A 13,001-nucleotide genomic window follows, 5' to 3' on the forward strand; every position below is an offset into this window, starting at 1 on the left:
CGTTGTCATCTAAGCTGCACGGCGGCTCGTGGGGGCGGTGGGTCCGCGCGCGGGTGGACAGACGACCCCGGGGAGAAGTGAGGCGTGCCGGTGATCTGCGTCGGAGGCATGATCGGAATCGGCAAGACGAGTGTTGCCGAGCTGATCGCCAAGGATCTGGGCAGCGAGGTCTTCTACGAGAGTGTCGAGGACAACCCGATCCTGCCGCTCTTCTACACGGCGACGCCCGAGGAGATCCAGGCCAAGCGCTACCCCTTCCTGCTGCAGCTCTACTTCCTGCAGACGCGGTTCGCCGCGATCAAGGTGGCGTACAAGCAGGGCGACAACGTCCTCGACCGCTCCATCTACGAGGACTGGTACTTCGCCAAGGTCAACCACGACCTGGGCCGCATCAGCTCCCTGGAGATGCAGGTGTACGAGGGTCTGCTCGACGAGATGATGCGCGAGATCGACGGCCTGCCCTACCGCAAGGCGCCGGACCTCATGATCTACCTGCAGTCGGACTTCGAGACCGTGCTGCACCGGATCGGCCTGCGGGGCCGCGCCTTCGAACAGGACGAGAATCTCGTCGAGTACTACCGGACCCTGTGGTCCGGCTACGACGACTGGGTTCACCAGCACTACTCGGCCAGCGAGGTTCTCGTCATCGACATGAACAACACCGACGTGGTGAATGACCCCGAGGACGCGTCCCGCGTGGTCCGCGAGGTCAGGGACGCCCTGGCTCGGACTGGACGCCCGGTGGTGTGACCTGCCCCGGTACTGACGCCGGATGGATCCAGTGCCGCGGCTCGCCGACGCACCTGCGGCATGCCAAGGTCGGTGAAGCGAACGGAAGTGGCTCGCCGTGCCTGGGCCGTTCTGGGGCGCCGGCGCCCGCGGTGCCACAACAGGGTGGCCGCGGCCGGACTGCTGCTGTCCGGCCGCGGCCACTCGATGAGCTGTCAGAGGGTGAGCATCACGGTGCCACCGTCGAAGTAGTTGCCCATGTTCTTACGGACGGACACAGTGCCGTCGTTGATCACGTAGACGAACAGGTCGGCCTTCTTGTCGCCGTTGGCATCGGCGAACCGCAGGACACCCACGTCCTTGCCGTCGACGAAGCGCCCCCAGCCACTGGACCAGTCGGTGCCACCGTCGAAGTACGTGCCCATGTTCTTACGGACGACGACCTTGCCGTCACGACCGTGCACAACCAGGTCGGCCTTGCCGTCACCCGTCACGTCCGAGAAGTACAGACGACCCATGTCCTTGCCGTCGACGAAACGTCCCCAGCCACTGGACCAGTCGGTGCCACCGTCGAAGTACGTGCCCATGTTCTTACGGACGACGACCTTGCCGTCACGACCGTGCACGACCAGGTCGGCCTTGCCGTCACCCGTCACGTCCGAGAAGTACAGACGACCCATGTCCTTGCCGTCGACGAAGCGCCCCCAGCCGGAGGACATGACCGTGCCGGCCGCGAAACGGCTGCCCAGGTTGCGGTGGTAGACCACATCACCGTTGGTGCGGTGGACGAGGAGGTCGGCCTTGCCGTCGCCGTCGATGTCGGCGGGATGGATCTGGTCACGGTGGCTGACGTCCTTGACCCAGCCGGCCAGGTCGTCGACCCGTGCGTCCACCGCTTCGGTGCGTGTGGACTGCGAACCGAGGCACCCGCCCTGCCAGGAACGGCTGTGCAGCGAGACCAGTTCGGACTTGCCGCCCTTGACGCGGAGCAGGGGCCCACCGGCGTCGCCCTTGCAGACCGACGCGCCGTCCAGGCCGGTCAGGGCGGCGGTGGTGCTGTCTGTGGAATCCACCCGGAAGGACCCGGTGTGCAGCGCGTCCGGCACCCAGGTGGTCTTGGTGCGGCCGAACCCGGCACCGGTCAGGGTCTCGCCCGCGGCGGGGGCATCGCCGGCCACCGGTACCGGGGCGACGCCGGCGACGGGCTGAGCCAGGCGGACCATGGCGACGTCGCGGTCGTCACGCGGGACCACCTCGATGATGTCGATGCTCTGCTTGCCCACCGTGGCCGTGGACTTCAGAGCCGGTTTCCCGGCCGGAACGTCGGCGCCGGGGGTGGTCGCGAAGCAACTCGTCGCGGTGAGCAGCCACTGCTTGCTCACCACCGCGCCGGAGCAGCCGCGGAGGGGGTCCTTCCCGCCTATGTGGAGCTGCGCGGTGAAGGAGTGGTCACCGGCCGGGGCGCGGTCGCCTGTCAGAGCGTGGGCGGCGGGTGCCGTGGCGAGCATCGCGAGGGCCGGGGCACAGATGGTTGAGACGAGAGCCGCCGCCAGGAGACGGGGCGCCCGCGCCGAGCGGGTCTTGCTGCCGGACACGTGTTTCGTTCCCTTGTTTGTGGACTGGTGAAGTGCTGCGGGGCGCACCGAAGGCGTCGTGGAACGGCGGAGTGCCGCGGGCCCGCTGTGCGCGTGATGTCGGGCGGGGGCTACTTGGACGTGCGGATCTCCAGGAGGACGTGCTCACGTCCGCCCGGGTCGACGGTCTCGCCGACCGGCTTGAAGGTGTTCTTGTCGACCGTGACCGTCGACTGCTTGCCTTCGGCGCTCAACTTGAGATCGGCGTCCATGGCACTGGTCTTCACGCCGTAGACGGCGGGGATCTCCATGGTGAGGTAGCCGGAGGTGCCGGTGGTGCGGAAGCAGATGCTGTCGTTCCGCCGCGAGTAGACCTCCATCAGGCCGTCGGCGGAGCCGCACTCGGCGAGGGTGATGTGTCCGTCGCCGCGCTTGAGGACGATGCCCTGGTCCTTCAGGATCCGGTCGGCATCGGGGTAGTTGAAGTCCTCGACCGCGTAGCCGGGCTGGCTGTCGGCGGCCGCGACCGCCTTGCTGCCGTCCACCCGTGGCCGAGCCACGGCGTCGCCCGAGCCGGTCGAGGGGAACAGGGCGACGATGGCGACGGCCCCGGCTGCCGCAGCAGCGCCGATGGCACAGATCCGCCGTACGGGATTCATCAAGTGATGTCCTCTTCACGAAGTAGAAAGGGGAAGGGGAAGGGAAACAGAGGGGGGAGACCGGAAGGCCGGCCGGATTTCCGCACACCCAGAAAGGAGGGGGGAATTCGTGCACATTTCCCACGGGAAGCGATGTCAACACAATCATCCCCCTCACGGAAAGTCCAGCCGGTGACGGCCGTGAAAGGCACGGATCCCGCATGATCGAATGTGGCACCCATCACGCGGGACGCGGGTCACATAATGAGGTATTTCCTCACCAGGAAAGCAAGTATGGCGGCGATTCCCAGGGACACGAAGACCACCGCCATATAGAGGCCCGATGGCTGCTCCATCTCCTTGCCCGCAGCCTGAAGTTCTTCGTTCCTCTTGATCTGGGGGCGGCCGAGGACGATGAGCAGTGCCAGCCCTGCCATGCACCAGGCGTACATCTCAAGGGACTCCGCCGCGCCGTAACCACGCGCCGCGGCGCTCCCCCAGATGCCGAGCGCTCCGATGCCGGCGGGAACGACGAAGAAGAGAGGAACCAGTGCCTTCTTCTTCGCTTTCCTGATGTACGGCAGCATGGCGAGGCCGGGGAGAAATGACGACGCAGCCGCGAGCACCATCCACTGGCCGACGGAAAGGCCGGAACCGAACATGATGAACTCTCTCAGACGGAAAGGGCGAATGGACGGGTGACGGCCGGGTACCGCCACCCGTCTCTTTTATTTTTCTTCTGCTCTCGCGGGACGGAAGTCCGCTACCAGGTCAGCCATCCAATGGTCGTGGTGACGATCCCGCCGGCCGCGTCACTGATGGCCGCGCCCACGTTCTTCACGCCGTCCTTGGCCACCTTGAAGCCGTAGCCGAGCTTGCTGACGATCGCACCCTTGCCCATGAAGATGCCGCCGAGCGCGAACATGCCCAGGGACTCCTTGAACTGCGCGCTCCACCAGCCGCGCCCTATGCGGTCGTCGAAGCCGTGCGCGAGGACGTTGAACCCCTGCGCCACCCACGACGCGCCTCCCAGGATGGCCCCGGCGGCGAACAGGAACGGCGCGGCCGGGGCGCCGATCCCGGTGGCGAGCGCGAGACCGCCCAGGCCCATGGCCCCCAAGCTCAGCGTTCCGAGGACGGTGCTGGCCTGTCCGGTCGCGTCCTGCCATTCCTGGGCGTTGTGCCCGAGCCAGGTCCCCGGCTCCTCGACCTTGCACTGGTCGTTGGCCGTCGTGTCGGCGGGGTTCTTGTTGGTCGCCTTGGCTTCCTTGGCCTTACGGACGGCTTCCCTGGCCGCTGCTGCGGCCTCGGCCTTCCGTTTGGCGATGGCGATGCTGCGGGCCTCGCCTGCGGCGACCGCCGCGGCCTTGGCGTCCTTGCCCGCCTGGACGGCGGCCGCCTTCGCCTTGGCCGCGGAGGCCTGCGCGGAGTTGGCCGAGGCGACCGCCCTGCCGGCGGAGTCGTAGGCCTGGTTGGCCGCGTAGTTCGCCGTGCGGGCAGCGGTGCGCGCGGTGGTGGCGGCCTTCTTCGCGCTCTGCGCGGAGGTGCGGGCCTTCTCCGCGGACGCGTCGGCCGCCGCCGCGTTCTTGCGTGCCTCGCCGGCCGACTCCGAGGCGTCGTCCGCGTAGTTCTTCGCCTTGCTCGCCCAGTCGGACGCCTCCTTGGCCGCCTTCCTGGCCTCCGCAGCCGCCTTGGAGGCGTGCGCGGCGTCCTGGAGCGCCTCGGCGGCCACCTTCGCGGCGTGTGCGATCGACGCGCGGATCGCCGAGATGTGGCTGGCGGCGTCGTGGTCGACCTGCGCGATGTGGTGGTGGTCGCGTGCGACGAAGAACCGCCGCATCCGCGCCGGGCCCTCCAGGACGACCTGGCAGGCGGACTTCAGGTTCGGGCCGCCGTCGTTCAGCAGCCGGAAGACCTCGACCTTGTCGTCCTCCTGAAGCGCCTTGCCGAGGCCCGAGGTCAGGAACCGGTCCAGTGCCTCGGCACTGCCGTCCGAGAGAGCGGCCTCTGCGGCCTCCTTGACGGCCTTGCCGGGCTCCAGCCCGAGGATCTTGAAGACCGCGACCCGGTTGTCGGTCAGGGAGGCCTTGATCCGGCCGGTCTCCAGGAACGTGGTGGCGGCGTCCGGATCATCGCTGTCGATGGCCTTCTGCGCGGCCTCGGCCACGGCCGCCGGGGCGACCTCGGCGAGAACGAGGACACTTTCGCGGTCGTCCTGCCGCTGGGCGGCGACCCGGTCGACGTCGATCCAGTTCAGGACGTCCGCATCGGTTCCGGCGAGCGCGAACTCGGCGGCTGCCCTGGTCCAGGTGCCATGGCTGTCCAGCAGTCTCGCGGTGGCCTTGCGACCCGCCACGATCGCCTTGGCCCGGTCCCCCGCTTCGAGGGCCTGCTCGGCCCCGGCGATGAGATCCTTGGTCGCCTTGTCGGCCTGATCGGCCAAGTCTCGCTGGCGCTCGATGCGTTCGAGGGTGTCGGCCTCCTGCTTCGCCTGTTCCCGGGCGAGCGCGATGCCTGCCTGCGTGTCTTCCTCGATCCGCTTCGTCTCGGCTTCGCGGGCCGCCTTCTCCACCTCCTGGGCCTCCTTGACCGCGTCCATGGCGGTGTTGGCGGCCTTGACGGCTTGTTCGGCGTACGCGGTGGAGCGCTTGGCGTACTCGACGGCCTTGCCCGCGTTCTTCGCCGCGTCCTCGGCAGCGTCGGCGGCCTTGTCCGCGTGGTCGGCCGCGGAGTTGGCGGCGCGATGCGCGGTCGCGGCCGCGGCGGACGCCCGGTTGGCCAGGGACTGCGAGGTGGCGGCGGCGCGGGTGGCACGAGCAGCCGCCGAGTTCGCCTCGCCCGCGGCCTGGCGTGCCTCACGGGCCTGGGAGGTGGCGACTCCGGCGGCGTCGGCGGCGTCGGCCGACGCGGTCGCGGCGGCAGCGGCGTTCCGGGCCGCGGAGGCGGCGGAACCACCCGCCGCGGAAGCCTGCTTCGAGGCGGTCGACGCGGCGTCGGCGGCCTTGGCCGCGGTGCGCGCCTTCTTCGCGGCGTCCCTGGCGCCCTCGGCGGCCAGGCGCGCGGCACGGGCCTGGGAGGCGTCCTTGGACGCGGCGATGGCGGCGCCGTAGGCACGCGAGGCGGCCCGGCCGGCGGTGGCGGCCGCGGCGGCCGCGGCCTGCGCGGCGCGGGTGGCACGGGCGGAGGCGGCCTGCGCGGTCCGCGAGGCGTAGATCGCGGTCGTCGCCGCGGCGGCCGCACCACGGGCGGCGCCCGCGGCCTTGTTGGCGGCACTGGCCGCCTTGTCCACGTCCTGCTTGGCGGCCTTGGCCTCCTCGGCGGCCGTGAGGGCGGCCTGCTTGGCCTTCTCCGCGGCGGCCTTGGCCTGGTCGGATGCGGCGACGGCGCGCTCCGTGGTCGCCTTGGCCTGCCTGCCCTCGCGTTCGACGATGGCGACGAGCTGATCAATCGTCGCCTTCTCCTCGTCGCGGGCACGGGCGATGTGCTGGCCGGTGACGAGGAACCAGTGGACCGCCTCCGGAGTCCCGTCGGCGAGTGCCCGCTCGGCGTACTTCTTCACCTCGGGCGAGGCACCGTTGAGGAGGGTGAAGACCTCGACCTTCTCGTCCTCGGCGTGGGCCGTGTACTGAGTGTCGGTCAGAAACGTGTCCAGGGCCTTGCGGCTTCCCTCGGCCAACGCCTTGGACGCTTCGCGCTGGACGGCCTTGCCACCGCCGCTCATGACGGTGAACGTCTCGACGCGCAGGTCGGTCACCAGAGGCTTCTGCCAGCCGTCCGACAGATACGAGTCGATGGCCTTGTCGCCACCCGACAGTGCGGTGGAGACGCTGTCGCTGACCGACTTCCCGGCGTAAGCGAGGGACTCGAACAGGGTGAACCTGTTGTCCTCGGCGCGGGCCCGGTCGAAGCCGGTCGCCAGGAAGGCGCTCACGGAACCGGTCGTCAGGGCGGCGGCAGCGGCCTCCTTCACCGCCTTGCCGCCGAGCTTGTACGCCCAGACGGCCTTGCCCCGGTCGGTGTCGGGCAGACCCGCGTCATCGGGAATGTCGGGCAGACCGGCAGCGTGGGCGCGACCACTGCCGATGGTCGGGACAGCGGCAACGGCCGCTCCGGCGGCGATGCCCACGAGGAGCGCGCGTCGGCTTAGGAAGGTGGCAGTCAAGAAGACAACTCTTTCTCGAGAATTCAGAACCAGCGTTCTACCTGTTGATTGCTTTCACGCTGCCGACTCGCCTTTTCAATAGCCCCAGCGGGCAACAGGAAAACCCCCCAGGAAATACCGGACCGATGAACGCCACGCTCAGGCGAACCGGGCAGACGCCAGGATCACCGCAGCTGAATCAACCCCCACTCGAAATGCGATAAATCGCCATGAAGAGCCGCATCTCCCCCAGTTGGGCAGCACAAAGCTCCCCGACTCAAATCCCCTCTTGAGCGGCTAGTTCATTAGAACAGCCCAACAATCCCCCAAACTAGACATTTTGGGATCAAGTACTCGATTGCAAAACCGTAACGAGAGGGGTTCATCGCGGGGCTTCGTGCAAACAGGAGGGGTAGACGCGTCACCCCGGCCGCCAAGCCGCTTTACCTCCACATTGCCCAACTCTCGCCCGACGGGAGGGGATTGAAAGAATGGGCAACCGCAGGCGACCGAAACGTCCATTTCTTAAGGGTTCTTGCGTAAGCCGGGCCGGGCTTTCACCCCAGGGAGGATTTCGTAGAAAGCTACGACGTTCGCGGCGGCAAGAAGGACGGTCACGGTCAGCCCCTGCCCGGCGCGTTCGGGGTGATGGTCGACCGAACGCTGAGCCACGAACCGTACGACCGCCCGCACCTCGCGGAGATCGCGGAGATCGCGGTACGGGGGTCCGGCGGTCGTCCGCCCCACGCACCCCGCCCCCCACCCCGCCCCACCACAATCACGCCATTGTTCGATGCGACTCCCCCGCACCTTCCACCCCTTTGGGCACGACCGTAAGCTCCTGCGCCTGACACGCAGTTACCGACGGTAATGGGGGCGGGACATGGGGCACAGCGGTGCCGACGGAAGTACGCGGCGGGGGTTCGTGGCGGGGGCCGCGGCGGTGGGCGGGGCGGCCGCGCTGGGGGTGGGCGCGGGAGCGTTGCCCGCCGCGGCGGCCGTGCCGGACGCGCCGCGGGCGAAGCAGTCCGTGGCCGTGCTCGGGGGCGGTGTCGCCGGGCTGACCGCCGCCCACGAGCTGGCCGAGCGCGGCTTCGCGGTAACGGTGTACGAGCGCAGGGAACTCGGCGGCAAGGCCCGCAGCATGGACGTGCCGGGCAGCGCGAAGGGCAGCCGCAAGCCGCTGCCCGGCGAGCACGGCTTCCGCTTCATCCCGGGCATTTACCACAACCTCCCGGACACGATGCGCCGCATCCCCTTCCCCGGGAACGCCAACGGCGTGTGGGACAACCTGGTCGCGCCCCGCGAGATGATGTTCGCGCGCACCGGCCGCGAAGACATCCGGATGCCGATCCCGTGGCCGGGCAGCGAGCCGGAGAAGCTCACCCTCGACGACATCGCGCGGGCGCTGGCCGCGCTGCTCGACACCGCGTTCAACCTGCCGGCCCACGAGGCCGCGTACTTCGTGAACCGCGCCCTGGTCTTCCTGACCAGCTGCGACGAACGACGGGACGACGACTGGGAGTCGACGCCCTGGTGGCAGTTCACCCGCGCCGACGAGATGTCGAAGGACTACCAGCGCATCCTCGTCATCGGCGTCACCCGCAACATCGTGGCGACGAAGGCCGAGGAGGCGAGCACCCGCACCGTCGGCACCCTCGGCGAGGCCTTCGTCCTCAACGCCCTCGGCCAGGGCGCGGACGGCCCGCCCGACCGGATCCTGAACGCGCCGACGAACGAGGCGTGGATCGACCCCTGGGTCAGCCATCTCCGTGCGCTCGGCGTCGAGTTCCGCATCGGCTGGACCGTGCGCGAGCTGGCGTTCGGGGACGGCCGCATCACCAAGACCGTCATCGAGGACCCCGACGGCGTACGGCGCGACATCACAGCCGACCACTACGTCCAGGCCATGCCGGTGGAGCACGCGCGCAGGACCTGGAGCGCCGCCATGCGGGCCGCCGACCCGCAGTTGGCGCGCTGCGACAAGCTGGAGACGGACTGGATGACGGGCATCCAGTTCTATCTGACGGAGCGGCCCGCCGTCGTGAAGGGCCACTTCAACCTCATCGACTCGCCCTGGTCGCTCACCGGCATCGCGCAGGCGGGGCACTGGCCCGCACGCGACTTCCCGGCCGACTACGGCGACGGCGTGGCGGTCGACTGCCTGTCGGTGGACATCTCCGAATGGGACAAGCCGGGGATCCTGTACGGCAAGACCGCCAAGCAGTGCACCCGCGAGGAGGTCGCCAAGGAGGTGTGGGCGCAGCTCAAGGCCGCCCTCAACGACACCGGCAAGACGGTCCTGAGCGACAGCAAGCTGCACTCGTGGTTCCTCGACCCGGGCGTCGACGGGCTCGGCACACCGAACCCCACCAACGAGGACCAGCTTCTCATCCACCCGGTGGGCACGTTCCACAACCGCCCCTCGGCCGCGACCAAGATCCCGAACCTGTTCCTCTCGGGCGACTACGTCTCCGTGGACATCGACCTGGCGACCATGGAGGGCGCCAACGCGTCCGCCCGCCAGGCGGTCAACGCCCTCCTGAAGCAGGCGGGTTCGGACCAGAAGCCCTGCACGGTGACACCGCTGCACCGTGTACCGGCGATCGAGACACTCAAGCGCCACGACCGCACCCGCTACCGGCTCGGCCTGCGCAACGCCCTCGATCTGGGCTGACGATCCGGGGCGAGGGAGCGCGAACGGGCTCGCAAGGGGGAGGACTTCCGCGCGAGGCGGGGTAGGACTTCCGCATGACACGGCGGACGCGGACGCGCATACGGACCGGGGCGGCGGTGGCGATCGCACTCGCCGCCCTGGCGTCCGGCTGCACCATCGAGCCCTCCGGGGCGAACGGGGGACCGGGGTCGGACAGGGGCGGCGGCAAGGTACTCGCCGTGAAGATCGACAACGTCGGCCCGGCACGACCGCAGACCGGCCTCGACGCCGCGGACGTCGTCTATGTGGAACAGGTGGAGGCGGGACTCAGCCGCCTCATGGCGGTGTACGCCTCCCGGCTGCCGTCCGTCGTCGGGCCCGTGCGCAGCGCGCGCGAGACGGACCTCGAACTCCTGCGCCAGTTCGACCGGCCCGCGCTCGCGTTCTCCGGAGCGCAGTCCAAGCTCCTGCCGCTGATCGCCGACGCGCCCGTGCGGGCCCTGCCGCCGGGCAAGGCGCCCGTCGGCGCCTACTACCGGGGCGGCGGCAAGCCGGCGCCGCACAATCTCTTCCTGCGCCCGGCGGCCCTGAAGGCCGCTCCGGGCGCGGGCTCCCTGGAGAGCACCGGCTTCCGGTTCGGGCCGCGCCCCAAGGGCGGCACGCCGCAGACCCGGCGCACCGTCCGCTTTCCCGCGGCCCGCTTCACCTTCGACTGGGTGGAGTACGAGGGACGGTGGCGCATCGCCATGGACGGCGAGCGGGCGCGGACGTCCGGCGGCAAGGAGCTCAGCGCGTCGACGGTCGTCGTGCAGTACGTGAAGGTGCGCCAGTCGCGCTTCCACGACCGCGGCGGCAACGTCACGCCGTTCACCCAGACGGTCGGCGAGGGCTCCGCGAGCGTGCTGCGCGACGGCCGGGCCTACAAGGCACGGTGGAAGCGCTCATCGGCGCAGGACGGCACGGAGTTCACGACGGCCGACGGCGCGCGGCTGCCGTTCGCGAAGGGGCAGGTGTGGGTCGTGTACGCGAAGGCGTGAGCGCCCGGTGGTGGCGGCGCTGCCCTCAGTCCGTGGTCGCCGGGACGGCAGCGGCGGACGCGGCGGCCGGTTCCGCCGGATTGCGCAGGCCTTCCGCCGCGTCCGCGACCCGCTGGATCAGGTCGAGGAAGACGGACTGCTCCGCGGTGGAGAGCGGCGCGAGGAGCACCTGGTTCATCCGGGCGGTCCGCACGGTCAGCCGACGGTGGGTGCGCCGGCCCTCGTCGGTCAGGCGCAGCAGACAGCGGCGGCCGTCCTGCGGGTCCCGCACCTTGTCGAGCAACTCCCTGCGGATGAGCCGGGCCACGACCTCGGCGATGGTGGACCGGTCGAGGCCCACCCGCTCCCCCACGGTGCGCTGGTCGAGGCCGGGTTCGGCGACGAGGGCGTTGAGGACGGCGAACTGCGGCGACGTGATCTCCTCGGACACCATCGTGTTCCACAGGAGGTGGTGCGCCTGCTGCAGCCGCCGGGCCAGATGCCCGGGGTGGGTGGCAAGGTCCACCGCGGCCATGGGCCCCTCCTTCGGTCAGCGACGTCATTCATCGGTGCACTGAACGATACCTGCTGGTGCCTCCCAACAGTCCAGCCCTTGTCAGGTAGTTCGCGCCCTCCTATCCTCGCCGCAATAGTCAGTGCCCTGATTAATTGGTCGGGGCAGGCCGGGGAAGAGAGGGGGCTGAGCGGATGGACAAGGTGGTGGCCACGGCTGCGGAGGCGGTGGCCGATGTCCGCGACGGGGCATCGGTCGCGGTCGGCGGCTTCGGCCTGAGCGGCGTGCCGAACGAGCTGATCCGCGCGCTGCACACGTCCGGGGTCACGGACCTGAAGGTGGTGTCCAACAACTGCGGGGCACTGGACTCGGGCCTCGCGGTGCTCCTGACGGCGGGCCGCATCGCCCGCGTGACCGGCTCCTACATCGGCGCCAACAAGGAGTTCGCCCGGCAGTACCTGGGCGGCGAACTGGAGGTCGAGATGATCCCGCAGGGCACACTCGCCGAACGGCTGCGGGCGGGTGGCGCGGGCATCCCCGCCTTCTACACCCCGGCCGGAGTGGGTACGCAGGTCGCCGAGGGCGGAATCCCCTGGCGCTACGACGGCGACGGCGAGGTCGCGCTCGCGTCCCCTCCCAAAGAAGTACGCGACTTCGACGGCTCCTCGTACGTCCTTGAGCGCGGCATCCGCACCGACTACGCGCTGGTGCGGGCGGTCAAGGGCGACCGGCACGGCAACCTCGTCTTCACCAAGTCCTCCCGCAACTTCAACCCGCTCGCGGCGATGGCGGGACGGGTGACCGTCGCGGAGGTGGAGGAACTGGTGGAGCCGGGCGAGATCGACCCGGACGCGGTGCACCTGCCGGGCATTTTCGTGCAGCGGGTGGTGGAGCTCACTCCGGAACAGGCCGCCGACAAGGGCATCGAGCGACGCACCGTCTCAGCTCCCGCCGCCGCTTCCGTGTCCGCCTCCCTGTCCTCGACGGCCTCGGTACCGGCGGCGGTGGACCGCTGATGGCCTGGACCCGCGAGGAGATGGCCGCCCGCGCCGCCCGTGACCTCCGCGACGGCCAGTACGTGAACCTCGGCATCGGCCTGCCCACGCTCATCCCCAACCATCTGCCGCCGGGCGTGGAAGTCATCCTGGAGTCGGAGAACGGCATCCTGGGAGTGGGTCCCTATCCCACGGAGGCAGAGGTCGACCCCGATCTCATCAACGCGGGCAAGGAGTCCGTGACCGTGCTGCCCGGCGCCTCCTTCTTCGACTCGGCCCTCTCCTTCGGGATGATCCGCGGCGGCCACGTCGACGTCGCTGTCCTGGGCGCGATGCAGGTCTCCGCGCGCGGGGACCTCGCCAACTGGGCGATCCCCGGAAAGATGATCACCGGGATCGGCGGGGCGATGGACCTCGTGCACGGCGCCCGCACGGTCGTCGTCGTCATGACGCACACCGCGAAGGACGGCTCGGCGAAGATCCTCGACGAGTGCGCGCTCCCGCTGACCGGCCAGGGCTGCGTCGACCGGATCATCACCGACCTGGGTGTCCTCGAAGTGACCGGCCACGGCCTGGAGCTGGTCGAGACGGCGCCGGGCGTCACCGTCGGCGAGATCACCGCGAAGACCGCCGCCGAGGTCCACGTCCCGGAAGGCTTCCCGTCGTGACACCGCTGCCGCCTCCCTCCCCCCGGACCCCGCCTCACACCGCACCCCGCATTCCGCCACGTAGGGAGCC

General features: G+C 69.8%; 10 protein-coding genes. 5 read left to right on the top strand and 5 right to left on the bottom strand.

Going from position 1 to position 13,001, the window contains the following annotated elements:
• Positions 1-84: 84 nt before the first annotated feature.
• On the top strand, positions 85-750 hold the full coding sequence (locus ACZ592_RS13585) for a deoxynucleoside kinase (protein WP_471581686.1): 666 nt from the start codon (positions 85-87) through the stop codon (positions 748-750).
• Between the two features lie 194 nt (positions 751-944).
• Here the strand turns inward: ACZ592_RS13585 and ACZ592_RS13590 are convergent, their stop codons facing one another.
• The 4 genes from ACZ592_RS13590 to ACZ592_RS13605 form a co-directional block, all read right to left on the bottom strand.
• Entirely contained in the window at positions 945-2,324 is a 1,380-nt protein-coding gene (locus ACZ592_RS13590) for a trypsin-like serine protease (RefSeq protein WP_471581687.1), read from the bottom strand.
• A gap of 110 nt (positions 2,325-2,434) precedes the next feature.
• On the bottom strand, positions 2,435-2,962 hold the full coding sequence (locus tag ACZ592_RS13595) for a hypothetical protein (RefSeq protein ID WP_471581688.1): 528 nt from the start codon (positions 2,960-2,962) through the stop codon (positions 2,435-2,437).
• Positions 2,963-3,198: 236 nt separating this feature from the next.
• Entirely contained in the window at positions 3,199-3,603 is a 405-nt protein-coding gene (locus tag ACZ592_RS13600) for a hypothetical protein (RefSeq protein ID WP_471581689.1), read from the bottom strand.
• Positions 3,604-3,704: 101 nt separating this feature from the next.
• Positions 3,705-7,103 (bottom strand): ALF repeat-containing protein, encoded by a 3,399-nt coding sequence (locus tag ACZ592_RS13605; protein WP_471581690.1) that lies wholly within the window; start codon positions 7,101-7,103, stop codon positions 3,705-3,707.
• 862 nt (positions 7,104-7,965) lie between these two features.
• Between ACZ592_RS13605 and ACZ592_RS13610 the strand changes: the two genes are divergently transcribed.
• A complete protein-coding gene (locus ACZ592_RS13610; RefSeq protein ID WP_471581691.1) occupies positions 7,966-9,759 on the top strand; it encodes a hydroxysqualene dehydroxylase in 1,794 nt (597 codons plus the stop codon).
• Between the two features lie 74 nt (positions 9,760-9,833).
• Positions 9,834-10,775 (top strand): DUF3048 domain-containing protein, encoded by a 942-nt coding sequence (locus ACZ592_RS13615; RefSeq protein WP_471581692.1) that lies wholly within the window; start codon positions 9,834-9,836, stop codon positions 10,773-10,775.
• Positions 10,776-10,800: 25 nt separating this feature from the next.
• On the opposite strand, the gene ACZ592_RS13620 is transcribed toward ACZ592_RS13615, so the two are convergent.
• Entirely contained in the window at positions 10,801-11,289 is a 489-nt protein-coding gene (locus tag ACZ592_RS13620; protein WP_471581693.1) for a MarR family winged helix-turn-helix transcriptional regulator, read from the bottom strand.
• Between the two features lie 173 nt (positions 11,290-11,462).
• Here ACZ592_RS13620 and ACZ592_RS13625 point away from each other — a divergent pair, with 173 nt between their 5' ends.
• Positions 11,463-12,284 (top strand): CoA transferase subunit A, encoded by an 822-nt coding sequence (locus ACZ592_RS13625; RefSeq protein WP_471581694.1) that lies wholly within the window; start codon positions 11,463-11,465, stop codon positions 12,282-12,284.
• Positions 12,284-12,931, top strand: coding sequence for a CoA transferase subunit B (locus ACZ592_RS13630; protein ID WP_471581695.1), 648 nt, complete (start codon positions 12,284-12,286; stop codon positions 12,929-12,931). Before ACZ592_RS13625 ends, ACZ592_RS13630 begins: the two co-directional genes overlap by 1 nt.
• Positions 12,932-13,001: the final 70 nt, after the last annotated feature.

It is taken from the genome of Streptomyces sp. NPDC040622, assembly GCF_055593965.1.